Raw genomic sequence first — 24,385 nt, forward strand, 5'->3', positions numbered from 1 at the left:
CGGAGACAACCCATGAATCGCCTTTTGCCCCTGCTTGGGCTCGCGCTGCTGTTTTTCGGCTGCGAACAGGAGATCTCTGTTCGCGAGGCCGAACCGCCGGCGATCCCATCCGCACCACCGGCCCAACCCCTCGCGGGCCGACACCAATTTACCCTGGCTCCCGGTGAAACCCTGCGCTTTAACCAGCCCCTTGCGGCCGGCCAGGCCCTGGTCTTGATCCTCCAACAGGAGGGTGTCGACCTGCGTTTGGCCTTGCATTCTGCCGAGGGTGATCTGTTGGCGGCTGCGAATCAGCGCATCGGCGCCTTCGGCCCGGAAGAACTGTGGTTTCAGGCCGAACGCGCAGGCGTTTACCAAGTGACGGTGACCGCGCTCGGCCGCGCCGCCGGCAATGCCGAATTAACGGCCCGCCACCCGGATGTCGGTGAACCAAGGTTTCAAAAAAGGCTGCATGCCTTTGCCTTCGGCTGGAACCTTCATAACCGAGAAACCAAAGCAACGGTGCCTGAATTAGAAGAAAGCCTTGCGCATTGGCGCCAAGCCGACCACCCCCGGCAAACGGCGGCGGCGCTTTACGCGCTGGCTGAGGCAGTCGCACCGTCCCAACGCCCACGCGCCGTCGCCCTGTTGACCGAGGCTTGGGTATTGATGCGCGAGCACAATGCTCCCTTTTGGGCAATGGTCGTCGGCAACCGGCTCGCCTTCCACGAACACCTTAACGGTGAACCGGAACGCGCCGAACACCTGTGGCGGGCTACTCTCGACCTGGCGGAACTTCACGACAATGGCTGGTGGCAGGCCTTCATCCACAAACAAATGGGTCGTGCCGACCATGACCGCGGCCGCCACGTTGCAGCGCTAGAAGCCTTCGTGGAAGCGGCGGCGAGATTCGAAGCCGCGGACGACTGGAAACAAGCTGCCCAGGTGCTGGTTCTGAAAGCGGAGACCTTGATCGTCGTGGGCCGCTTGCCCGATGCCGCGGATGCGCTGGACCGCGCCGAGGCGCGCAACGCACGTGGCAAGCATCCCACCGTGCGGACCTCGATCCTGCTTCAACGCGGCTGGTTGTGCCAACGTCGCAAGGACTACGTCGGCGCGGAAGCTATGATTCGGGATGCCTTGGCCTTGAAAACCGAGGTGGCGGGTGAAGCCGCAACCGCGGGCATTCTCGACCGTCTTGGCACCGTGCTGCAACAACAAGAACGTTGGGCCGAGGCGGAGCAGGTTTATCAGCGCGCCCTGGCCTTGTTAGCCGACGGCAGGAGACCGGACCACGCGGCGATCATTCGCATCAACTTAGCGCGTTTGTTCCTTCGTCAAGGTCGCCTCTCGGAAATCGAGCTCGACACACCTTTGGCCACGCTCAACGCCCTGGGCGACGCGGAAAGCGCCGCGCGAGGTTATGTGGTCCTCGCCGATCAAGCGCTGGCCCGCGAGCAGCCCTTGGCCGCGCTGGAACATCTCGAAACAGCCCTGGCCGCCACGGAACAGGCGCGCGGCGACGCCCACCATCCACGCACGAGCCGGCCCTACATCGCCGACCGCTTCCCTTTGATCACCCAATTGCGCGACCTCTTGCTCCAACTGGATCGCCAAGATCCAAGTGCGGGTTACCGCGAACGTGCCTTGATGTTGATGGAGCGGGTGCGCGCGCGAACCTTGCGCGAGCAGATCCACGCCGGGCCGAGGGGTACCGATTCAGCTACCGCGGCACGAACGGGGATTAACCGTTTGGAACAACAGCGCCTCGCGGCGGAAGCCGCGGGTGATGCGACCGAGGTAGCGCGCTTGTCAGCCGCGATTCGCGAGCAACTGCTGGCGCTTTCGCTCCCAGCACCGCCACTTGCCACGGTGCCAACCTACGACCTAACGACCCTTCGCGCCGAACTTCTTAACCCAGAACGGCGTTTGGTGGTGTTTGCCCTGGGTGAATCGCAAAGCCATGTGTTGGTGATTGGCCCGACTTCGTTTTCGGTCCACGGCTTACCACCGCGCGAGATCCTTCAAAACGGCTTTGACGCCCTGGCCCAAGCCGTCACCGTCCACAATCCGGTGCAAACCAAACTGCTCTCACGCAAGATGGGCAAGCTGCTATTGGAACCTTGGATTGCCGGGGTCGCCGGTAAAACCTTGCTGCTTGTTCGTGACGACGGTTTGCACACCCTGCCTTTTTCCATACTGCGCCATCCCGTCAGCGACCGCTACCTAATTGAGGAACACGCGCTGATGGATGTGCCCTCAGCCTCCGTCGCCGTCGACTTATTGCGTCGTGCCCATGCGCGAGGCAAGGCCGATCTGCCGGTGGCGGTGTTTGCCGATCCGGTTTATCCCGAACAGGTTGTTGCCGGCGTCGACGACCTTCAACAAACTTATGGCGGCAGGCTGTTCGAGCCCTTGCCGATGTCGGCCCGCGAGGCAGAGGAAATCCGCCGTTTGGCGGCCGGCACCGAGCTGTTTCTCGGCCGCAACGCATCACCCACGCGACTGACGATCCCGGAAGGGCAACGCCGACCCTTCCTTCACTTCGCCGTTCACGGTTTGTTGCACGAGGATGAGGCGTTATCGGGTCTGGCACTCTCGGCGGGGGCGGTCGGCGGCAACGCCGCGGTGGATGAAACAGGAATTCTCCGCTGCCACCAATTGGAACAGCTGTCCTTGCCGGTCGACCTGGTTGTCTTGAGCGCCTGCCGCACCGCCCTCGGCGCCACCTGGCGGGGCGAAACACCGATCGGTCCCGGCCGCGCCTTCTTGGCGGCGGGCGCAACCCACGTAATGATGACGGCATGGGAGATTGACGACCACGACGCCACCGTGACCTTCATGACCCATTTCTACACCTCGCTGCTCCAACAAGGACAAACACCCACCACGGCATGGCGGCACGCTCAGCGCGCCATGATCGCCGCAAACAGCGACCCCGGTCACTGGGCCGGGTTTCTACTGAGCGGACCACCACCCTAAACACACCAAACCACCTCTGGGCTAAGCCCCATTTGTCCCCGCATAGGCACACCCCGCGGACCCGTCAGAGACGCGGACATGGCCGTGGTTTGCCATCGTTCGCCCGCGACATTGCCGGTGAATCGATACCTCATGCCCAGCCGAATCCGTGCGAAACGGCCGTGTTGCCGACGCAACCCCATCCCAGGAGAAACCATGTTGTTTTTGTTGACCCTCGCCCTACTCAGTCAAACCACCTCCAACCCCGAAACACCCGCGGCGAATGCTGCATCGGCGAAGCTTACAGCCATCGACCAAAAGCTCGCCGTTGTCACCCAACAGCAGAAAGCGCTTCAGACACAGCTGGCGCAAGGCGACGCCAAACTCGACACCAAAATCGATAAAGAGATCGTGAAGCTGGAACGCTCGGTAATTACTTGGAACACCTTTGTGGGTTCCTCGTTTTCCCTGCTCGGCTTCAACCTGCTTCTCCTCTTGGGGGCTTTTTGGCAAGCAAGGAAACTTTTCGTGAAGAACTCAAAGAGACCATGCGCGGGGAGGCCGAAACCCTCTATAAAGTGTTGGACGAACGAGATTTACAAGACACCTTGGTGGCCGAAACCCGCATTCTGTTGCTGTCCTCCGCCGAAACCTCGGCGACCAAGGCCTGGTTACGTCGCTGGGGCATGACCTTGGCCGACGCGCAGGATACCGACAGCTTCCTAACTACCCCAACAACCCAAGAATACGACCTCATCCTGTTTGATCAGGTCGAGGCCGCGACCGTCAACGCGATCATGGCGGCCCAACCTCGTCTGTATTGCGTGGCCTATGCGCCAAATACACGGCTGAAATTGGATTACCAGGACCGAATCAACCTGGCCAACTCACCCATCACCCTGTTTACCCGCATCCTGGAAACGGCGCGGTTCCGCAAGGTCCAAATCCCCCAGGATTAACCAAATGGGTTGCGACGCATCGGCTTGGAACCACCGAGCTGCGGTTGTCATGACCCCGGCCAACCCCAATCGGGCCCTAGGTCCACAACGTCCCGCAAAGGAGATCCCATGCACCAAAAACAAAACGAAGAACAGGTCCCCCAAATCCAGGCTGTTGATGCCAACACGGCCAAGGTTAACCCGCAAGAACCCGACCCCGACGAGCCCAAGGCCGACCTGAGTGGCGACGACGGCGCCGTCTCCTTTGCTCTTGGAACAAACGAGGCGGCACCGACCGTGACTCAATCTGCCGACCCTGATGAACCCGGCGCCGACGACCCCAAAGCAGGTTCTTTGGACGGGGATGCCGATGCGATCAGCCACGCTTTGGGTACCGAGCAAAATCATCATCCCTAGCAGCGGCGGGGCGGGGGCATCCCTTGCCCGCGTCCCCGCACTGATAGCCGCGCGAATCAGTAGCCGGGAGGAGCAATCAGATTTTGTTGACTGCCGATGCGCTCGAACCCCGTTTGCAGCATATCGCGGGCCTTCCCCCGCAAACCCAAAATTCTATCTGAACCATCGAAAGCGTAAGAGGTGTGGTTTATGGGACCGACTGATTTTTTTCTACTGCGGCTTGATTGGGAAGTCCTCAAGCCGATTCTCCGTGTACCGCATTTCCAGGGCATGCTGTGGTCGGCGCTGTTCCGTCACGCTTATAACCCTTGGCTAAAAAACGGTGAATCGTTTCACCATACGGGGCTGGTCCTGGAACCCGCGGACTTTGGTGTCGCCGAATACGCGCCGGGCGACCGTATCGCGCTGGGTTTGTTGGTACCCGTCCCTGAAGCCGAACGGCTGTTCCAAGTCTTGTCGGGCCTTGACCAAGCGCCCGGTATCCACGGCCAATTCGCACCTGGCCACACCGTCCGTCTCAGGCATATAACCTGCCGTTTCTCCGGCGCCCCTTGGCCGGGACCCAACACACAACCGCTTGGCCTTGCCGATTTACGCCCCTTGGTGGAACACTACCGCCAGGAAGAAGAATTAAAACTTTGGTTCCACGCACCCCTGCGTTTAACCAAGCCACCCCACTGTAAAAACGGGGGACGTTATTGCGGTCCAACCTTTTTCCAAGAACATCCTTTGGCCGACGCACACCTCACCCGAGCGCTGGGCCTCGAGGCAGGGGTAACGCTTGTTCGCGAGGCCTGCCACGGTCTTTGGCTGGACACCGCTTACGGACGCGGCACCCAAAAAATCATCGGCGGGTTCTGTGGCGTTTTGACGATGCGTCGCCCCGCCTCCGATACGGATTTGCTGAGGCTGATCACGGCGAGTTTTTCCGGAATTGGCAAAAATCGCGGATTCGGCCTAGGCGTATTCAATTTGGAAAAGCGCGATCACCTACTTGACCTGGTCCCCTTAATCAAACAACGCCCCTTGTTGAGCGCCCTGTTGGACTGCGATGGTTTGGGTACCACCCTCGAAACCCTGTTCGATGAAGACATCTGGCTTGACGGGATTACCTCGGTCGACCTTCACTTAGCGGGCAACAGCACCTTGGATAACTTGTGCGCGGCGGTACAGGAAGGGCGGTATCGGCCAGGAGAGGGAACAATGAGCCACGACGATGAAGCCGATGGCCGTGAAGGTGGCATCCCGTTCGGGGAAGGGGTGGATCGGTTGCTTCAAAAACGTGCCGTCGCGTTACTCGCTCCCGGCATCAACCCGTTCCTTTCTGAATCCTGCTTTGCCTTTCGCAAGGGCTTCGGTCGCCCACGTGCCCTGACGACTTTACGCGCTGCCATCGCCTCAGGTTATCGATATGGGATCACAGCCGAAATCGACACACTTTTTGGGGCGGTCGACCGACCCCGTTTGTGGTCGTTGCTTCGGACCCTTTTTCCCAGGGAACCCCTCTTGGATCTACTGGCCTGTTGGTTGGCTCCCAAGCCAGGCGAACAGGGTCTCCCCAGGAACAATCCCCTCTCCCCCATACTCAGCAATCTATACCTGGAAGCCTTTGAGACCCGGTTGCAACGCCGCGGCCTAAAGTTAATTCGTTATGCAAGCACCATGGTTGTGCTCTGCCGTAAACCTCTGCCGGCTGGGCGTTTGCAAACGTGGATCGCGGAGGCGCTAAAACCGCTCAAATTAACCCTGGCTGAGAACAAAACGCAAACCATTCATCCTGGTCGCGAACTCGTTTTCCTGGGACGCCCGATTATCAACGGCCATGGTGGGGAAAGATGCAATCAACCAGATGTAGTTCGATGCTAATCCGTGCTTTCAAGCGCGTTTTGAATCAAATGAAATCAGGTCTTGTTAACGATAACGGTTCCCTGAGCCGAACCCATTGTACGGAATTGGGCATCAACCTGGATCCCGGCACACAAAATGTTCGCATGGGGCTGCTGAATAAAATCAAAGACAGCTTTCCAGGAGATTCCTCGCGAACCGACCAAGCAAAATGGTTATGTTCCTTCTATGCCGGCTTCGATATGATTCGTCAGCAGAGAATTAGCTTGATCCGTCGCGGCACACTGGAAGGACATTGGTCGCCCGTTTTGATGTTTCTGTGTGATAACAATCCCGCAGTGGCGGAACCATCCCCGATCCCACTCATCTTTACCACCTGGACAAACGCGGCGAAAGAACTGGGTTTACAAAGCTGCTTCCCAAGCCCGGGAAGGTTGTGGCCCGCCATTTCAGAAAGCATGGTTTCATCAATCGACAGCTTCACCTTTGATGCCTGTTCTTTTCGCCTAAAGGTTTGTAAATGAAAATGTTAACCAAGGTTTCATGGTTGGTTGTTGTTGATGGAGGTTGGTGAAGTCATTTAAAGTGAAGTTTTTAGAGTGAGGAGCGTATGCAGTTGCGGCGTATAATTTCCCAAAAAGAGGTAAAATTCCGTTGCGCTTGTGGATGTATGTGAAAACCACCTCTGTAACCCTTGTGGCACAAGGGTTGACCAAGGGTCTGTTGCAAAGACCTCCAGTTGTGGAGGGATCGAGACTATCTTTTATGTTTAATACCGAATGGCGTTCCATGTTGCAAAGACCTCCAGTTGTGGAGGGATCGAGACTTTAACTAGTTTTCGTTTCGGCCTCGGCATCCAAGGTTGCAAAGACCTCCAGTTGTGGAGGGATCGAGACTTTTTCTTGGGTTGTGACGAGCCTTTCCGCGATCAGTTGCAAAGACCTCCAGTTGTGGAGGGATCGAGACAGTGTGTCCGGTTTTCCTTTTTCCCGAATGCTATGTTGCAAAGACCTCCAGTTGTGGAGGGATCGAGACGACTGGGCTTTCCCAGTTTTCCCAGCCTTGTAGTTGTGTTGCAAAGACCTCCAGTTGTGGAGGGATCGAGACTTTTGTAGAATCACCTTTAGCTTGGAATCTGGGTTTGTTGCAAAGACCTCCAGTTGTGGAGGGATCGAGACTTACAGGATTGGACTTTACCGACCCCAATACTCAGTGAGTTGCAAAGACCTCAAGTTGTGGAGGGATCGAGACGCTGAATGTCCCATGGGACCTCCTCCTTATCGTTGAGTTGCAAAGACCTCCAGTTGTGGAGGGATCGAGACGTAAAAAGGCGTTCGTTTGAGGGAGCCCGAAAGGCCTTGTTGCAAAGGCCTCCAACAGTGGCGGGATTTTTGTTATCATCCTCGGTGAAACCCGCTGGGGTTTCCACGGTAAGTCGGTTGCCAAAGCAAACGATGCCCGACTTGGTACGTGTCGCGGTTCATCCCGCGCTTACGCAAATGACCTTTCGGGCCGCCGTGCCCGGAAGGGGTGTGGTTTATGATGCCGTCCGCTTTTTTTCTGCTTCGGCTTGACTGGAATGTCCTCAAACCGATCACCCGCGTGCCCCATTACCAGGGTATGTTGTGGTCCGCCCTTTTGCGTCACGCCTACAATCCTTGGCTCAAACACGGCGAATCCTTTCACCAAGCCGGGCTGGTTCTTGAACCCGCCGATTTCGGTGTCCCCGAATACGAAACAGGTGACCGCATCGCCCTTGGTCTGTTGGTTCCCGTGCACGAGGCCCTGCGGTTGGCCCAAGTTCTGACACGGCTGGATCAGGCGCCCGGTACCCATGGGCAATTCGCGCCGGGCCGCACCATCCAGCTCACACGGGTCACCTGTCGCTTTTCCGGTGACCCTTGGCCCAGCGCCGCCTCACGCCCCCTTGAACCCGCCGATTTGCAGACCTTGGTAGAACACTATCGCGATCTACACGAAATGAAGCTGTGGTTTCACGCTCCGTTGCGGTTGACCAAACCGCCTCGCTGCAAATCCGGTGGACGTTATTGTGATCCCGCCTTTTTTCAACAGCATCCCATGGCCGCCGCCCACCTCACCCGCGCCCTGGGCATACAGGCAACGGTCACGCTTCACGGCGAGGCCTGCCACGGCCTTTGGCTTGACACCACCTACGGTGGGGAGCACCAAAAAAAACCATCGGCGGTTTTACCGGTGTCTTAACCATCAGCCCACCCGCCTCCGATGCGGATCTGCGAACCCTGCTGGTCGCGAGTTTTTGCGGCATCGGCAAAAATCGCGGTTTTGGCCTGGGTGTCTTTCGTCTGGACGGGCGGGATCACCTGCTCGGCCTTGCCCCTTTGCGCAAACACCGCGGGCTATTTGGGTTTATGTTGGATCGCGATGCCTTGCGGGCAACCCTCGAAACCATGGCTGACGCATCACCGGGTCCTGACGGCATCACGCCGGCCGACCTGCTTCTTATGGGTCGCGGCGTGCTGGATACCTTGTGCGTGGACTTACAGGAGGGCCGCTATCAGCCAGGCGGGGAGACGACCTACCAGGTCTCCAAGGCCGACGGGGGGTACCGTCGCCTCAACATCGGGAATGTGGTTGATCGTTTGCTGCAAAAGCGTGCCGCCCACCTGCTCACGCCTTGTATCGATCACTTTCTTACCGAGGCCTGTTATGCCTACCGCAAGGGTTTTGGCCGCGAACGAGCCTTGGCCGCCCTGCGCGGGGCACTTGCCTCGGGATACCGCCATGGGATAAAGGCCGATATCCAAGCCTTTTTTGATACGGTCAGCCGGCCGCGCTTGTGGTCGCTGCTCACGGCGCTTTTTCCTCGTGAGCCGTTGTTGGACCTGCTCGTCAACTGGCTTCCGGCGGCGCCCGGCAAAAGAGGTCTCCCCCAGGGCAACCCGCTTTCACCGATGTTAAGCAACCTCTACCTAGAAGCCTTTGACACCGCCTTACAGCGTCGGGGCTTGAAACTGATTCGTTATGCCGACGACTTCGTGCTGCTCAGCCGTGAACCGCTTGCGCCGGAAACATTGCAAGAATGGGTGACGGCGGCCTTGGGGCCGCTTAAGCTCACGGTGGCCCCGCACAAAACCCAAGCGATCAAACCCGGTCAAGCATGGGTGTTTCTGGGATACCAGGTCACCGACGGTGAGGCGGTCGAAAAACGCGCGGTGCCGGATGAAGCGCAATGGTACCCGGTGCAGCAGAGTCCTTCCCTGCGTGGCCAGGTGGTTTACCTCACCGCGCGCCATCACAGTACCTATAACCATGGCGGCAACTTGGTGATCACCACGGTGCAGGGTCGCCACACGGCGATCCCTTGGGCAAGTATTCGCACCATCGTCAACATTGGGCGTCATCGACTGTCCGGGTCGGTGCTCCGGCGTGCCCTCAACCAAAAAGTACCGGTCTTTTTTCAGAAGTTGCTGGGCGGCATGGAGGGCATGTTGGTTCCCCAGCCAGGCCTGCATCAGGCACCGCTGATCGTTTTGCAGCAACAGCGTTTCTCTGAGGAGGCCACCTGTTTGGCGTGGGCACGGGGCATCTTGGCTGCCAAAATATGTAACCGCGCCGTTGTTCTCAAGCGTCATGGGATCGATCCCGGTTTTCGAAAAACGGCCGTGGTCCAGCGCCTCGAAAAGGCGGGGGATGCCGCCGCGTTAAGAGGCGTTGAGGGTCATTATGCGGCTGCCTATTTCGCGGCATTCGCCCAATTGGTGGACCCTTTTCGGTTTACCCACCGCGTGTACCGACCCCCGGATGGTCCGGTTAACGCCATGCTCTCCCTGGCCTACATGCTGCTTTACCACCGTGTCAATGCGGCGTTGATCCGGGCCGGGTTAGACAGTCGCCACGGTTTTTTCCACGAGGGGCGCGGCAGTCACGCGGCCTTGGCCTCGGACATGATGGAGGAGCTGCGCTTCCTTGCGGATCGCACCGTGGTGGCGGTGATTCGCATGGGCATGATCCAACCCGATGATTTTGAACCCGACCAACGTGGGCAACGGGCCCGGCTCACCCAAAAAGCCTTTTCCGTTTTCGTAAAACGTTTTGAGCACGTTTTGGCCGGCACCTTCCAAAATGACAAAACCGGCAAACCCCAAGATTACAACGCCTATATCGAAGACATGGCCGGCAAGGTCGGCGCCGCGCTAAAACTGGGGGTCATTTACGAACCCCGCTGGATGAGGTGAACCATGGCCAAAAAATTTAGCTACTTGGTCAGTTACGACATATCGGAGCCCAAAACCCTGCGAAAAACCGCGGCTTATTTGGAACGCCGGGGCGTACGTCTGCAAAAATCGGTGTTCCTGCTGTAATTACCACAACACCAGATTAAAGGGGTGAAGGCGGATTTGGCGGCAATCATCGGCGACCACCATCACCTGATGTTGACTCCCTTGTGTACGCGCTGCTTTGAACAAAGCATGGTGCTCGGTAAGCAGCCAGAACCCTGTGTGGTTATCTAGAAAACCTTGGTTTTAATGGGTTTATATGGTTTTCTAGGGCTGGTTATTTTTGTTGATGTCGGTGAAGTTCAACAGATTTAAATACTTAGAAGCCAAGAAGCAGGAAACATCACTCAAAATACGACCAAGACGATCACTGTCTTCGACTTGCTCTTGAGGTTGGTGAAAACCGCCTCGAAAACCCTTGCCACGCAAGGGCTCTGGAAGGTACTCTTGCAGAGACCTCCGACCGTGGAGGGATCGCGACGTAAGCCTCGGCCATTCGGCGCCGAGCAGTTGTCTTGCAGAGACCTCCGACCGTGGAGGGATCGCGACATACGATATTCCCCCCTCAATATCTAGGAGCCACCTTTCTTGCAGAGACCTCCGACCGTGGAGGGATCGCGACAATTGCCTCTGTACTGAGGCAGGGAATCCTGGGATCACTTGCAGAGACCTCCGACCGTGGAGGGATCGCGACATTTCTTCTAACGTATTCTCTATTTTATGACTTGCAGAGACCTCCGACCGTGGAGGGATCGCGACATTTCACTTTTTCTTTTTTCGGTGGGAGTGGAGCTTGCAGAGACCTCCGACCGTGGAGGGACCGCGACTCTTTGGTCCTTATGTCTCCGAATTCTTGAAACCTTGAAGAGACCTTCGAACCTGGAGGGATCACGGCCTATGTCTTGCTCGCAAGTGGTCGGTTTCGTTGGGATGCCGCATAGACCTCTACTTGCGAAGGATCTTTGTCTAAATTGAAACTTTGCCTGCTGGGGTTTCAGCAGTTTGTTGGCTGCCAAAGCAACCATTGGCCGCCATTTAACGTGCCGTTGTTCATCTCACTTTTACCCAAATGACTTCCTGACCACCTTGTTCGGAAGATGCGTGGTCCACCGTGGCATTTAGTTTTTTGAGACTCAATTGAGCAGTCTTCAAACCCAATACCCGCGTGTCCCCCATTTTTGTAACATGCTGTGGTTGGTCCACTCCCCGCCACGTTCTGACTAGGAACCCCGTAGCCATGGAAATCGCTCGCCGGGCTGCAGCGTTCAGCGCTCACAAGCCGCATTCCATGCAACCCAGGAGCCGGTTCTGTATTTCACTCAATGCAACGCGTTGATTTGCAGCCCCTTGGAAACAGCGACGTAAGGTGAACCGACCGAAGCCTTGGTTTCACGCCCCATCTCAGCTTATGCAAAATCGACCACGCTACCGTGTCGTCGCCTTTAAACAACGCTGCTTTCCCGAGGTCCATTTAGCAAAAGACCTGGGCCCCCCATTGTCTTGACGATTTTGCTGAAAGCCAGACCTTGTACTGGGCCCGTTAGCCGGCCCCGTTCTTTACCGCACGCCAAGCGCAACGATTCTTAGAGCTCGAAAAAGTAACAGGCGCCGGAGTCGCGACCGTGATCGTCATCGTAAGGCGCCCCCACCAGCACCGAACTGCCGCTCATTGAGACCGAATAGCCAAACCAATCTTGGCTTGCCCCCTCCGAGGCCGTCAGCACCAAAGCCTTGCCCCATGCTTGGGTTCCACCGAAGTGGCGTTGGAAAACCGAGACGCTCCCAGAAGTTGCAAGAACCTCATTCGACCAAGGGGTCGCCACCACAAGCGTTTCACTCGCTTCATTCAACGATATGCTATGGCCAAATCGGTCATTGTTGCCCGGGCTGAGCAAGAACAGTTTTCTTACTTGTCCCCAGGTTTCCAACCCGCCATGATCGCGCTCGAAAAGATAAACCGCGCCCGCGTTGATGCCGCCGGCAACATCATGACGGTCCGCGCCAATCGCAATCGTATCTTTGCGAATGGTGACCGACCAACCAAATCGGTCGGTGACCAAACCATCTGAGGCAATCAGCTCTTTTATTTCATGCCATTGCAAAGGGTTGCCCTGGTCACGCTTGAAAACATAGGCTGAACCGGCGTCAACTTCTGATCCGTCCCCGTTGTAGGCGCCGACAACCAGAGTATTTACATCAATAGCAACGGAACTCCCGAACCGATCATCGAGGTTGCTCTCTGGGCTCGTCACCTTGAGCACCTCGCCCCAGGCTTCCGTTCCGCCGAAATGGCGTTCGAAAACATAGGCCGAGCCGGTTCCCTCAGCCATGGGGGCGCCGAGCACCGCGGTGTTTCCTTGGAGTGCCACACTAAACGCCAAATGATTGCCCCCGCCGGCATCTGAAGCGGATAGTTTTGCGACTTCACCCCAGTGATTCAACCCACCATGGTTTCGTTCGAAGACATAGGCCGCGCCCGTGTCAGGTTCGCCACCATCGCTCAGGTAGGCACCGATAAGCAGGGTGTCGCCATCGATTGCCACGGAAAAGCCGAAATGATCCGTTGCGGAAGCATCTGAGGCAAAGAGTTTTTTGACGAAAAGCCAGGAATTCGGATCGCTCGGATCACGTTCAAGAATATACGCGGACCCCGAGTTGTAGCCATAATCGTCGTCTTGGTAAGCACCGATAACCGCCGTGTCCCCGCTAACGGCCACGGCATAACCCATTCGGTCCAACTCCGCGCCGTCAGACGGGGCAAACTTCAAAGTTTCGGTTACGGTTGTCGCGGGCGGGGTCGAAGCCGTAACCAGATCGATTTTTGTTGCCACATCCGATAGGGACCCGTCGGAGATGGTTAGCGTAACCGTATAGGTGCCCGGTGTTTCGTAGATGAACATGGGGTCCCGGCCCGTGGCATCGATGATTCCGTCATCGTCGAAATCCCATTGCCAAGAAGTGATTGCGGTATTGGTTGCGGTCGAGGTGTCGGTAAACTGAACCCTGAGAGGAGTATCGCCACTTGTGGTGTCAGGGGTGAAATCGGCGTTCAAGGAGGCCGGGTCTTGTGGGCCTAGCTCGCACAGCGCCTGAATTTCGGAGGTGCTCATCGCTTCGCCCACCAGATGCACCTCGTCGATCATCCCGTTCCAAGCATAGGCGACGCTACCGCCGGTACCTTTACCAATCAGGAGGGGGGCGGTGGCGCTTGGGTAATTGATTGGCAGGGCATAATCCCGAAAAGCAACCTGCTCGCCGTTGAGGTAAAGCCTGATTGCTGACCCGTCATAGGTTCCCGCCACATGAGTCCATTGGCCGGAAGGAATGGGTGCAACCACGCGGATGTTGTAGTGGTTGATGTAAAAGTTAATGCCCGCATTGGATCGGTAATAGATGCCATAGCCATCCGACCATCTACTGGTGGAGGAATGCATTAACACCGTGTCCCAGGTGCCGGTGTTTTCCGGGTAAACCCAAGCGGCAACGGTGAGTTGGTCGGGCTGTAGACTGGGATCGGCGGGCACCACAACACGATCATCGTAACCGTCGAAACGAAGCGCGGCATTCGATGCGCCGGGAACCCAAGTCGGGCTGTTTTCGGAGCAGGCCGGCAAAAGGGTACCATCATTGGCCCCTGTTGCATCAAAGGCAATGCATCCCGTGTTTTCATCGAAGGGCCAGGTGCTGTGATGCCGCGGTGGGGCCGTTACCAAAATAAACTCGGTTTTGGTTTCGGTGTCTGACTCCATACTATCGGAGACGGTCAAGCTGACGGTGTATTGACCAGGCTGGGTATAGGTCCAGACGGGGTGTTGATCGACCGAATCGGTAATGCCGTCGCCGTCAAAATCCCATTGCCATGAGGTAATGGTTGTGTTTGTTGCGGTAGAAGAATCGGTGAACTGAACGGTGAGGGGAACCGTTCCCGCCGTATCGTTGACAAGGAAATCGGCATTGAGTACCCTGCCGTTCAGAGCTTCAAATAGGTAGACAGATCCCGAATTTTCACCATTATCGTTGTCGTGTCGAGCGCCAACCGCAACGGTGTTCCCGCTAATCGCGAGAGAAATACCGAATTGACCGTAATTAATGGGTTCGCTGTCTGAGGCTATGAAGTGAGCGTGGGTACCCCAATTATCGGCCCCTCCGAAATGTCGCTCGAAAATAGGAACCTTTGCGTGCACGAAGTCCGATGCAACCAAGGCATCGCCATCTAGGGCGACACTCGCACCAAAATTACCATAGGTATTAACCAAGCCATTCACGGGTGTCAATTTTCGTATTTGTCCCCAGTTATTGATTCCACCTTGGTCTCGTTCGAAAATAAAAACGGAACCCGAGCCTTCATTGCCAAAGTGCTCCGTGGGATTGCTTACGACAACCATATCGCCACTGATCGAAACCGACTTGCCAAACTCACCACCATCCAGCGTTGAAGGAGTGCTATCGAGTAGCCTGCTTACTTGTCCCCAATTGTTGGCGCCCCCTTCATTGCGTTCAAACACATAAGCCACGCCATTCCGGGTACCTAAGCCAAACTCATCATTCGCGCCGACAACCAAGGTGTCCCCGCTAATGGAGGTGGAAACGCCAAATGAGGAACCATTGGTCGAGTTGGACCCGATGATTTTTTTCACTTCTCCCCAGTTACCTTCTCCACCATAATTGCGTTCAAAAATGTAGGCAGAACCGGCGCTATCTCCAAACGCATCATTTCCAATGGCGCCAACAACCAAAGTATGACCATCGATAGAAAGAGCATATCCAAAAAGATCACCATCGACTCCATCAGACGAAGTGATTTTGATGGTTAGTTCCCAGCTTTCGGTGCTTGGGTTTTGGCGCTCGAAGATATAAACCGATCCGGTCCGGGTCCCGGAATTAACATTCCCCGGGGCGCCTACAACCAGGGTGTTGCCACACATTGAAACCGAGCGTCCAAATTGATCGAAGTTGGCACCATCCGGGGCTATGAGGGTAGCCACCTCGCCCCAGTTCTCAGACCCACCAAAGTCACGTTCGAAGATATAGGCCCCACCATAGCCGACATCGTTGGCATTTTTTCCTTTCAGTGGGGCGCCCACAACCATCGTGTTCTCGCTTAAAGAGACACTTGCACCAAATTTCTCACCCGGCATCCCGTCGGAAGCCATTATTTTTTTCTGTTCGTAGACCAAGGGCTGCCCGATTGCGAAGCTAATGCCAATAACACAACAAAAAAACAGAGAAATGATCATAAATGGGGCGCGAAACTTTGGTTTTATTATCATTGGATTTTATCTCCCAGCCATTGGTATCAAAAGAAGCATGGTTATAACTACCTTCAAGAAAAAACACCCTGTTTCAAGAGGTAACCACCTTCGTTTATTTCAATGAGTTCAGGTCGGGAATTTAATGGCTTCATGTTCATAATAGTTTGTTCGTATGTGAAGAATGCAGGGACAGATCGTCTAACACGGAAAAAGTCCGCTCGATGAAACGAGATTGTGTTTTGAGAACCTTCATTATTATATGCGAAATTCCATTGAAAATTGGACCAATGAATCCAGAAAATCCTTCTCAGACGGAGCGAACTCCGAAACCAGCGATATCCTGAACCAAACCACAGGAAGGCTTTTTTTGATGAGGGAGGTTGACAATCGCGGAACGGTGACAGCGGAGGAGGACGGCGAAATTTTGCCTTGTCGCCTTGGGCCGGCCTAACAACCGGCACAGTTTTTTCCACGAGGGGTGCGGCAGTCACGCGGCCTTGGCCTCAGACATGATGGAGGAGCTGCGCTTCCTTGCGGGTCGCACCGTGGTGGCGGTAATTCGCATGGGCATGATCCAACCCGATGATTTTTAACCCGACCAGCGCGGGCAACGGGCCCGGCTCACCCAAAAAGCTTTTTCCGTTTTCGTAAAACGTTTTGAGCACGTATTGGCCGGCACCTTCCAAAATGACAAAACCGGCAAACCCCAAGTTTACAACGCCTATATCCAAGACATGGCCGTCAAGGTCGGTGCCGCGCTAAAACTGGGGGTCATTTACGAACCCCGCTGGATGAGGTAAACCATGGCCAAATAATTTAGCTACTTGGTCAGTTACGACATATCAGAGCCCAAAACCCTGCGAAAAACCGCGGCTTATTTGGAACGCTGGGGCGTGCGTCTGCAAAAATCGGTGTTCCTGCTGCAATTGCCACAACACCTGATTAAAAAGGTGAAGGTGGATTTGGCGGGAATCATCGGCGACCACCATCACCCGATGCTGATTCCCTTGTGTACGCGCTGCTTTGAACAAAGCGTGGTGCTCGGTAAGCAGCCAGAACCCTGTGTGGTTATCTAGAAAACCTTGGTTTTAATGTGTTTACATGGGTTTTCAGCGCGGGTGGTTTTTGTTGGTGTCGGTGAAGTTCAACAGATTGAAATACTTAGAAGCCAAGAAGCAGAAAACATCATTCAAAATACGACCAAGACGATCACTGTCTTCGACTTGTTCTTGAGGTTGGTGAAAACCGCCTCGAAAACCCTTGCCACGCAAGGGCTCTGGAAGGTACTCTTGCAGAGACCTCCGACCGTGGAGGGATCGCGACTGACATTGAGGGCTTCTTGTTGATTGGGGTCTTGCAGAGACCTCCGACCGTGGAGGGATCGCGACTTTAAGCTCGTCGGCCTGGCTCGAAGAGATAACTTGCAGAGACCTCCGACCGTGGAGGGATCGCGACTTTTTATCAGGTTTTCCATTTTCTTTCCTCCTGGATAAAGACTTGCAGAGACCTCCGACCGTGGAGGGATCGCGACAAAGCCTCCCCGTAATTCACCTTAATTTTCTTGCAGAGACCTCCGACCGTGGAGGGATCGCGACAATGCCCAAGAACCTTCGCCTCATCATCTTTTTTCACTTGCAGAGACCTCCGACCGTGGAGGGATCGCGGCAATCTCCACTCCAAAGCGAAACAAGCCTACTGTTACAGCATCAAATTTCCTAAAGACTCATCTGACGCGCCATCAAGCTACCGGGGTTCACCCTGCTTCCCGCCGGCACGGCCTTTCTTGGCTTGGTGCCGGGTCTTTTTTGTCCCTGAATTCGTCTCCGCGGGATGCTCACGGTGGCTTTGGCGTTGCTTCCATCGTTCAGCTACAAGGCTGTTCCACGCGGCGCACAAGACATCGAGTGGCCGTGGGTCGGGTGGGGCCAACAAGATACCGCGCAGCCGGGGGCGAAACGCCTCGGGAACCAGATTGAGCCGGATTTCAAACCGAAGGTCCCCCTTCGCAAGGATGAACGCGGTCATGCCTTCCCGATCCGCAAAGACATGCCGCGCCATTCCCTCGATAATTGGGCCATGTTGCGATAAGGCTTCGTTATGAAGTAGCTGATTTAGGAAGGCCTGTTCGAGGGAGTTCAAGCGAAGCGGTTTCCCTTGTCGTCTGGGCGTCGACGCTCGGGGCGACCCGGCTGTTTTGGCTTCCGGGCCGGGTGGGGTTAAGTGTCCGCGCAACCGGTCAATGGGAACATCGACCGCATCAGCCGTCCGCCGGAGGTAATGTTCCGAAAGTACGGGATCGGTGACGGCACGCAGCGGGTTGGCCAGGGTTGCGACAAGGCGTCGCCGTTCGTGGGGGCACCCTAAGTCAAATCCAGCAAGGCAATGGTCAAAAAAATCGGGGGCTCCGTCTAACGCCTTGCGGTAGGTGTCGCCGCCATGTTGGCGAATAAACGCGTCGGGATCGCCCTCTACCAAAAGCACGCGGACCGGCAGTTCGGCCGCCAACAAAACCGGTAACGCGGCGACGACCGCCTTTTGGCCCGCGGTGTCACCGTCAAAATTCAGCGTTGCTGAAGCCACGTGCCGCCGTAGCAGGGCGGCTTGGTCCGCGGAAAAGGCGGTGCCCAAGGGGGCCACCACACCCCCGATCCCCGATTGGTAGGCCTGAATGACATCCAGGTAACCTTCGACCACCACCGCCTCGGGTCGGCGGCGAAAATACGCTTTGGCAAAATCGAGGTTAAACAATAGGGACTGTTTTTTGAAGATCGCCGTTTCGGGCGAGTTGATGTACTTGGGACCCTCTCCCTCAAGCAGGCGCCCCCCAAAACCCACCGTGCGCCCCATCCCGTTGCGAATGGGAATCATGATTCGGTCGCGGAACAAATCGTAAGGCCCGCGCCGGCCCTTATTGCATAAACCGGAACGCAACAGATCACGATCCTCAAAATCCTTTTTGAGATGATGGTACAAGGCGTCCCACGTGCCGGACGGACAAACGCCCAATCGGAACAGTCGGATGGTATTCTCTGAAAAACCGCGCGCCTTCAGGTAGGCCTTGGCCCGCGCGTCACGGTCCAGGTGTTTTTGGTAAAAAGCAACCGCGCGTTCTTGGATGGCATACAAGGTGTCGAGGTCGCCACGGTTGGCCCCGGCCCGGCGCGGTAGTTCGACGCCCGCGACCTCGGCCAAATGGTCCAGCGCTTGCGGGAAACTCAGGCGTTCCTTTTTTTGGACCAGGCTAAAAATATCGCCGCCTTCACCGCACCCAAAACAATGGAACCGGCCCTTTTGATCGTCCGCGTGGAAACTCGGGGTTTTTTCCTCGTGCAGCGGACAGCGGCCGACCCAGCGCGTGCCTTGTTTTTTGAGCGGGGTGTATTGCCCGGCAACTTGGGAGATGGGTAAGCGAGCTTTGATTTGGTCTTTGGCCTCCATGAGCACCTCTCGAACAACGCTTTCTCCGTGTGCGGCCTTCGCCCTGAACGGAGCGAGTCAAGGTGGCGCCAATGGACTTCACGTGGTTTTTTTTCGGACGTTTTTTACGCTGGTGGGCGCCGGGAGACAAGCGGCCAAACCCAAAGTCGCAAACGCTTTTCGCGGGGTGCCCGATCTGATAGAGTTTTCAATTCCACCCTTTGGATGAACCCGGCAATCCTGACCGTGCCCCGTGATTGGACGGAACCCATGCGGTTCCCGCTGGAACACGGGCAAGCCCAACAACAAGGCGGTAGGCATTGAATTTCGAATACCTTAAGCAAACGCGCGCTCTTCCCACGGCCGATTTGGATGCGGTCCTCACGGTGCCGCATCCTGATGAGACGGAAACCCTGGTGCTTCGCGCCCGCGTGTGGCACGCCACGGCAACGGTTATGGTTTCCGACCTTGGCCTTGGTGATCCAAGCAGTTTTCCCTGGCGGCAAGGCCCCTTGTCCTTGACGCAAACCGTCGCGCAAGCGTTTCTGCTCAAGGATCGCAACTGGACATGGTTGACCCACCGTTACCCCGAACCGGTCTATTCGGGTCAAGGAGACGGTGACGAACAATTCCGCCGCGTGAGTTTCGACGAAACCGAACAACCCTTTGTGCTGCTTTCCGACGTCTCCTCCTTCTTGCCGGCCCAACCCGCGATCACCGAAACCCACATCCCCGACGGGCGCTGGGCCTGGATTGGTTACGAGGGGCTCGGGCTTTCGCGACAACGCTTGCATTGGGTCCCTCCGGCCTACGGCGTTTTGTTTTTTGATGGCAACCAAGGGCACCTCGTGCATTACGTGCGCCAGGAACCCGACGCGGTGGAACCGTCCCCGCCCGAGGTCGCAGGGGCGCGGGAAGCCTTGGCAGCGCGTTATGACAACCTGCTGCAACGGGACCACCTGGACGGCATCCTGCTTGAGCCGACCCGCGCGGGTTGGGTGAACCGCTCGCGTGCCAACCTTACCGCGCCAGACCAAATCGTGCGGCCAGGCGACCTTGTCCCCATGGCCATGTTTGCCCATTGGGACCCGCCGCTTTCAACCAAGCCGTTGGAACGGTGGACCGCTTTTTTCCAAGGCGATTCATAACCGCATCCGGTGGTTTTTGCCGTTGGGTTCCAGGTGGTGCGGTGGTTCAGGAGGCAACGGCCCGTCTTGTTGGCTTCCGTTCAGCAGCCTCTTTGGCCGTGGCCGCCGCTTCAGCCCGCGTTTGCAATACGGCCGGTTTATGGATGAGCGGCACCACGGCATCGTGTTCGGCCAACAGTTCGCCGTTTGGCCCGGAGAACCGCTGTTGATAGGGGGTTTGGGCCATCTCCTTAATTTTGTCGCGAAACACGTCAGGCGTCATTTCCTCATGGTCTTTTTGGATATCGGCCCAGTTGCTAAAAAAGACCTGGTCCTCGACTTTACACGCGGCCCCGACAGCCTCGAACGCTTGCACGACCAGGTAATTGTCGTCTTGGTCCAGGTGGGTAAAGGCCTTTTCAAGTGAATCCCCGATAAAACTGAAAATTTCATGATTTTGATTGACCAGCCAGGTTTCTTCATCCATGGGTAACTCCTTCTTTTTGAAATGGAACGGTGTTGTCGCGCGGCGACAGGTCAACCAACCCCGGCCCTCGGACCCTGCTTCACGCCTGGTTGGAGTGGCGAGGCCGGCGACCCGGCCCGGCGCTTTACGACGCGGCGGCGGTGCGCGGGATTTTGGGAAACGGCCGTTTCAAAGGCGCCGGGCCACAAGCGGCCGTCGTCCGGTAGGTGCGTTGAAACCGCGCGCGGCATTTTTGGGGTAGCCAGAGTTTGCCGACTTGGTGAGGCTGGAACTGCAACCCGGCATCAAAACAACCTTGGATCAGCAGGTGGTCGCCCGTTGCAACAACCCGACGGCAATAAGCGGCCAATTCGCCATGGAGGGAAAGGGACAAGGGAAGACCGCGGGGGGCGGTTTGAAGTGCCACACCCATCGAAGGGGGTTTGTCAGGGTTTTGGGAAAGGGGATTCAGCCCAACCACGCGCCCGGTCACCGCACCAAAGTGCAGGTCGTTCTGGTTTTGGGCCGTTAGATAAAGTGCCTCCGCTTGGAACCCCCGCGGATTGATCCGACCCAGCAGGGTCACCGGTGCGGCCGCGGGCGGTGCGAGCGCGCCGTGGTTTGGCGGTAAAAGGAGGGGGATCTGGAGGCGGCGCGAAGCATCGGCGCCCAGGGATTGGGTAAGGGTGAGGGTACGGTAGGTTTGCCCGCCTTGCGAACGTTTTAGGGCGGAAAGATCTTCAAGCCGACCACTTAAGATTGCATGATTTTGGTACAAGGTTGCCTCCTGTCTGGATGATTGGGGTAACGGGGGTTGATCCATGAAAAAGCGTTGCGGGGTTTCTTGATTGACGGCATGGCGTGTGGCGCGTCTCCGCCTGGCGAACCATGCCGTGCTGATTGAGAGCCGGTGTCCCCACCAAGCTCAGGATGCCTTGCGCCGCTGCTTCAGCCAGTTCAAGCCGCGGGTCACCAGAGGTTGCTCCCGCGCCATACGCAAATCGAGGCGGATGCTGTGAACGCCGCTTGAAACGGTGCGGGTGATCGGTAGGCCGGCGTTGGCCAAAAGATGAAGCGAGGGATGGTTGCCGTCGATGACCTCGGCGGTCAGTGTGTCGAGACCGGCCTGCCGCGCTTGGTCGATGAGAAAACCAAGCATGGCTTTGCCAATCCCTTGGTTTTGGTAGCTGGGGTGAACCATCAACGCGAGTTCAGCGCGCTTGCCTTTGGGTTCGATGAAGTAGCAGCCGGTGGCCAGGACTTCGTTTTGGGTCCAGTCGTTGGGGGTTGCCACAACCGCGTAGTCCGGCCCGTAGTTGGTGTTGCACAGGTGGATGGCATTTTGGTCCGACAAGCTGGTTACGCCGGCGTGGAAACGAAAGTAAATATCTTGAGACGACATTTGATAGAAGAGCCGCTGCAGTTCCGGGAAATCGGAACATTTGGCCGGGCGAATGTGGATGTCTTGGCCGGACTTGGTGGTGACGGTGCGCAGGTGTTCGATGGGGTAATGCGCGCGGTTGCGAATGGCCCAGAGGCGAGGCAGCAAGCCGTGTTCATGGGCCTCGCGCATCAACGGTTCCCGGTAACGCGGGTGTGCGATTTCAACCATGGTCGCGGCGCGTTGCGGCAAGCTTTTGCCCAGCAGGTTGGCGAAGCCGTATTCGGTCACCGCGAAATGAATGTCATTGCGCGGGATGGAGACGGTCTGGGTTTCGGGGATTCGGAAACGAATATTCGAAGAGCCGTCCGCGTGGGTTGAGGGCAACCAAACAATGGATCGGCCCATGGGCGACAGCGCGGCCCCACGCAAAAACTCGGGAAAACAACCGAGGCCGCCCCAAACCAAATTACCAGACCGCCGTGCAAGGCTTGCTTGTCCCGAAAGATCCATCACCGTGGCCGGCGCGACGGCGACAAAGCGGGGGAGCGCCGCCGTCCTTCGCAAACAGGCAAGGTCCCCCACCGCGTAAAATTGGAAGGGATCGTCGCCGATTTGATCGAACAAGGCACGGGTTCCCCGAGCGAAACTACCGCGAACGCCCGAGGTAACCACGCCGCGCGCCACAAGGTTACCGACCTCGTCGGAGATGACATCCGTGTGAATGCCCAGTGCTTTGCCACCCTGAAGAAGTCGGAGGAATTCACGCGCCACGTCATCGTCGCTACATTGAATGGTGTCACCGTCTTCGATCAAGGAGGCGAGGTAGCGAGCGATTTTTTTCGAGGCAGGCCCGGCCAAGACCGGCGGGGTTTCAAGTGGTGGCTGATCGCATTCAAAAACCTTTGCGAATTGGGTGATCGGCACCTGGGGCCCTTGGGTTCTTGGCATTCGATGGTTGATTACGCCGAAGCATTTGGTTGCGTGGGCCAGGACGGCTGGATGCAATCCCGTGGTGAGCCCGTGGGAACTCATCCCTCTCTGATCCGGCGGGGAGATTGAAATAATGCCAAGGTCGAGGCGGGCCCGGCCCGCCCGTATGTCGTTTTGGAACTGGGGGAGGGTATTGGAGAGGTAATTCTGGAGAGGAACCCAGGGTTTGCGGTCACCAGTAATGCGGGCATCCAAACGCTGAAGCTTGGCATGTGCGTGGGCGGATGGTGGCAGGTTCAGCCCGATCATATAGAGGTGGTTAATCGGCAGGGTTTCCCAATAGGAAATAAACGTGGATGATCCAAGGTGGTCATCGAGGAACACTCGATCACCTGGTGAACCTTTTTTCACGATAGTTTCAACATTAAGTCGGTCATTTTCAAACATAGTCAACCTGCTTTAACATGCTTTATTAGTAGGGTTTTTTAAGCATTCCCTGTAGAGTGAATATACGCATCTCTGCTGATGAAGTCTTGTTTTTTCTTTGATAACATTGTCGGTGTTTGTTCTTGCAGTTTATAGCACTTAAAGTGCGCGTGCGTTCTGAGTAAAAGCAGGATCAACTTAGTTAATAAATCATCCCGGTTCTTCAGGGGTAAAACTTGAAGCGTTAAGAAAAATGGCCTAAACTGTTTCAAGTGATTAATGATGGAGAGGTTATAGACGATAACAGATGCGGTTGTGCACGATTTTGGCTTTCGTTTTTTAAACCATTTTGATCTAGCCTTTTAGGCGAGCGCTCTTGCGATTGGCATGTCTCTTGGGTTGAGTGATGCCTGAAAGAAAGGTTACAAAGCTATTGATATTCTTTGCGCCAGTCTGTCTCAAAAAGATGCAAGCACGATAGAGTTAATGACGCCTTTGTTTGGTCGCGAGTTTAATCTTTCAAGAACGCTAGAATCTTCAAAGTAAAAATACCTAAGCTAAAGCATCTGCAATAAAACAAAAAGAGATCAGCCCTGACAATGAAGACCATAAACCCAGGTCGATGAATTTCTGTTCCGTTTTCACCGGGCGTCCTTTTAACCAGGTAATATGGCTGAAAATGATAAGTGGGGACGGCTCCTCGACGGCATCAAGCGAGACATGGGGCCGGAGCCCCCTTGGATAAGCAGGCTTGTCCAAGGGCGGTGCAGTTGATTTTCATCCGAGGAGGATAGGGACCATGGCAACCTGAGCAAACAGAGGCGGCGCAGCCAAAATGATGCCATCGCGCTCGATGTGCGTCCCCGTCCCGGCATCAACTTACCGCGGCGCAAAAAAAACCAAAACTCATGTAGTTGGAAATACATGCGTTGTGTGACCTAGGGTCCGGCCTGCCGTCATCCAATCCGGCGGACCCGAAGTTTC

Annotated in this window: 17 protein-coding genes and 2 CRISPR repeat arrays; of the genes, 12 read left to right on the forward strand and 5 right to left on the reverse strand. The window is 56.3% G+C overall.

The window, feature by feature from the left end; all coding sequences use genetic code 11:
• Nucleotides 1–12 precede the first annotated feature (12 nt).
• The 8 genes from J3U88_RS17785 (at nucleotide 13) to cas2 (J3U88_RS17820) (ending at nucleotide 10,483) form a co-directional block, all read left to right on the forward strand.
• Complete coding sequence (locus J3U88_RS17785) at nucleotides 13–2,961, forward strand: CHAT domain-containing protein (RefSeq protein ID WP_207860282.1); 2,949 nt, start codon at nucleotides 13–15, stop codon at nucleotides 2,959–2,961.
• Between the two features lie 485 nt (nucleotides 2,962–3,446).
• On the forward strand, nucleotides 3,447–3,899 hold the full coding sequence (locus J3U88_RS17790) for an NARF domain-containing protein (RefSeq protein ID WP_207860283.1): 453 nt from the start codon (nucleotides 3,447–3,449) through the stop codon (nucleotides 3,897–3,899).
• A gap of 108 nt (nucleotides 3,900–4,007) precedes the next feature.
• Nucleotides 4,008–4,295 carry a hypothetical protein gene (locus J3U88_RS17795; RefSeq protein WP_207860284.1) on the forward strand — a complete coding sequence of 96 codons (288 nt, stop codon included), beginning with the start codon at nucleotides 4,008–4,010 and terminating at the stop codon, nucleotides 4,293–4,295.
• Nucleotides 4,296–4,484: 189 nt separating this feature from the next.
• Nucleotides 4,485–6,161, forward strand: coding sequence for a reverse transcriptase domain-containing protein (locus J3U88_RS17800; RefSeq protein WP_207860285.1), 1,677 nt, complete (start codon nucleotides 4,485–4,487; stop codon nucleotides 6,159–6,161).
• 20 nt (nucleotides 6,162–6,181) lie between these two features.
• The gene (locus J3U88_RS17805) at nucleotides 6,182–6,664 is read left to right on the forward strand and encodes a hypothetical protein (RefSeq protein WP_207860286.1); all 483 of its coding nucleotides are present in this window, start codon (nucleotides 6,182–6,184) and stop codon (nucleotides 6,662–6,664) included.
• 198 nt (nucleotides 6,665–6,862) lie between these two features.
• Nucleotides 6,863–7,462: a CRISPR direct-repeat array (repeat unit 35 nt; unit sequence GTTGCAAAGACCTCCAGTTGTGGAGGGATCGAGAC).
• Nucleotides 7,463–7,679: 217 nt separating this feature from the next.
• Nucleotides 7,680–8,363, forward strand: a complete 684-nt coding sequence (locus tag J3U88_RS17810) for a hypothetical protein (protein ID WP_207860287.1) — start codon at nucleotides 7,680–7,682, stop codon at nucleotides 8,361–8,363.
• A 167-nt stretch (nucleotides 8,364–8,530) separates the two neighbouring features.
• Complete coding sequence (cas1, locus tag J3U88_RS17815) at nucleotides 8,531–10,357, forward strand: CRISPR-associated endonuclease Cas1 (RefSeq protein ID WP_207860288.1); 1,827 nt, start codon at nucleotides 8,531–8,533, stop codon at nucleotides 10,355–10,357.
• A 3-nt stretch (nucleotides 10,358–10,360) separates the two neighbouring features.
• Nucleotides 10,361–10,483 (forward strand): CRISPR-associated endonuclease Cas2, encoded by a 123-nt coding sequence (cas2, locus tag J3U88_RS17820; RefSeq protein ID WP_207860289.1) that lies wholly within the window; start codon nucleotides 10,361–10,363, stop codon nucleotides 10,481–10,483.
• Nucleotides 10,484–11,982: 1,499 nt separating this feature from the next.
• Here cas2 (J3U88_RS17820) and J3U88_RS17825 read toward each other — a convergent pair.
• Nucleotides 11,983–15,636: a LamG-like jellyroll fold domain-containing protein gene (locus tag J3U88_RS17825; RefSeq protein WP_207860290.1), complete on the reverse strand. Its 3,654-nt coding sequence runs from the start codon at nucleotides 15,634–15,636 to the stop codon at nucleotides 11,983–11,985.
• A 527-nt stretch (nucleotides 15,637–16,163) separates the two neighbouring features.
• On the opposite strand from J3U88_RS17825, the gene J3U88_RS35350 reads away from it, so the two are divergent.
• The 3 genes from J3U88_RS35350 (at nucleotide 16,164) to cas2 (J3U88_RS17835) (ending at nucleotide 16,727) form a co-directional block, all read left to right on the forward strand.
• Nucleotides 16,164–16,244 carry a hypothetical protein gene (locus J3U88_RS35350; protein ID WP_423842063.1) on the forward strand — a complete coding sequence of 27 codons (81 nt, stop codon included), beginning with the start codon at nucleotides 16,164–16,166 and terminating at the stop codon, nucleotides 16,242–16,244.
• A gap of 75 nt (nucleotides 16,245–16,319) precedes the next feature.
• Nucleotides 16,320–16,451 (forward strand): hypothetical protein, encoded by a 132-nt coding sequence (locus J3U88_RS35355; protein WP_423842062.1) that lies wholly within the window; start codon nucleotides 16,320–16,322, stop codon nucleotides 16,449–16,451.
• A 24-nt stretch (nucleotides 16,452–16,475) separates the two neighbouring features.
• The gene (gene cas2, locus J3U88_RS17835; RefSeq protein ID WP_207860292.1) at nucleotides 16,476–16,727 is read left to right on the forward strand and encodes a CRISPR-associated endonuclease Cas2; all 252 of its coding nucleotides are present in this window, start codon (nucleotides 16,476–16,478) and stop codon (nucleotides 16,725–16,727) included.
• A 212-nt stretch (nucleotides 16,728–16,939) separates the two neighbouring features.
• Nucleotides 16,940–17,315: direct repeats of the CRISPR family, unit length 33 nt; unit sequence CTTGCAGAGACCTCCGACCGTGGAGGGATCGCG.
• A gap of 79 nt (nucleotides 17,316–17,394) precedes the next feature.
• Here cas2 (J3U88_RS17835) and dnaG read toward each other — a convergent pair.
• A complete protein-coding gene (dnaG, locus tag J3U88_RS17840) occupies nucleotides 17,395–19,089 on the reverse strand; it encodes a DNA primase (RefSeq protein ID WP_207860293.1) in 1,695 nt (564 codons plus the stop codon).
• Between the two features lie 299 nt (nucleotides 19,090–19,388).
• Between dnaG and J3U88_RS17845 the strand changes: the two genes are divergently transcribed.
• Entirely contained in the window at nucleotides 19,389–20,216 is an 828-nt protein-coding gene (locus tag J3U88_RS17845) for a hypothetical protein (protein ID WP_207860294.1), read from the forward strand.
• Between the two features lie 46 nt (nucleotides 20,217–20,262).
• Here the strand turns inward: J3U88_RS17845 and J3U88_RS17850 are convergent, their stop codons facing one another.
• The 3 genes from J3U88_RS17850 to J3U88_RS17860 form a co-directional block, all read right to left on the reverse strand.
• A complete protein-coding gene (locus tag J3U88_RS17850; RefSeq protein WP_207860295.1) occupies nucleotides 20,263–20,682 on the reverse strand; it encodes a hypothetical protein in 420 nt (139 codons plus the stop codon).
• A 124-nt stretch (nucleotides 20,683–20,806) separates the two neighbouring features.
• Nucleotides 20,807–21,439, reverse strand: coding sequence for a hypothetical protein (locus tag J3U88_RS17855; RefSeq protein ID WP_207860296.1), 633 nt, complete (start codon nucleotides 21,437–21,439; stop codon nucleotides 20,807–20,809).
• A 147-nt stretch (nucleotides 21,440–21,586) separates the two neighbouring features.
• A complete protein-coding gene (locus J3U88_RS17860; protein ID WP_207860297.1) occupies nucleotides 21,587–23,359 on the reverse strand; it encodes a GNAT family N-acetyltransferase in 1,773 nt (590 codons plus the stop codon).
• Nucleotides 23,360–24,385: the final 1,026 nt, after the last annotated feature.

The organism is Acanthopleuribacter pedis (assembly GCF_017377855.1).
GTDB classification, from domain to species: Bacteria; Acidobacteriota; Holophagae; order Acanthopleuribacterales; family Acanthopleuribacteraceae; genus Acanthopleuribacter; species Acanthopleuribacter pedis.

Coding starts and splice junctions, on each gene's coding strand:
- cas1 (WP_207860288.1), top strand. CDS start 8,531: ATGTTGGATCGCGATGCCTTGCGGGCAACCCTCGAAACCATGGCTGAC.
- J3U88_RS17785 (WP_207860282.1), top strand. CDS start 13: ATGAATCGCCTTTTGCCCCTGCTTGGGCTCGCGCTGCTGTTTTTCGGC.
- J3U88_RS17850 (WP_207860295.1), bottom strand. CDS start 20,682: ATGGATGAAGAAACCTGGCTGGTCAATCAAAATCATGAAATTTTCAGT.
- dnaG (WP_207860293.1), bottom strand. CDS start 19,089: ATGGAGGCCAAAGACCAAATCAAAGCTCGCTTACCCATCTCCCAAGTT.
- J3U88_RS17810 (WP_207860287.1), top strand. CDS start 7,680: ATGATGCCGTCCGCTTTTTTTCTGCTTCGGCTTGACTGGAATGTCCTC.
- J3U88_RS35350 (WP_423842063.1), top strand. CDS start 16,164: ATGGAGGAGCTGCGCTTCCTTGCGGGTCGCACCGTGGTGGCGGTAATT.
- J3U88_RS17795 (WP_207860284.1), top strand. CDS start 4,008: ATGCACCAAAAACAAAACGAAGAACAGGTCCCCCAAATCCAGGCTGTT.
- J3U88_RS17800 (WP_207860285.1), top strand. CDS start 4,485: ATGGGACCGACTGATTTTTTTCTACTGCGGCTTGATTGGGAAGTCCTC.
- cas2 (WP_207860289.1), top strand. CDS start 10,361: ATGGCCAAAAAATTTAGCTACTTGGTCAGTTACGACATATCGGAGCCC.
- J3U88_RS17825 (WP_207860290.1), bottom strand. CDS start 15,636: ATGATCATTTCTCTGTTTTTTTGTTGTGTTATTGGCATTAGCTTCGCA.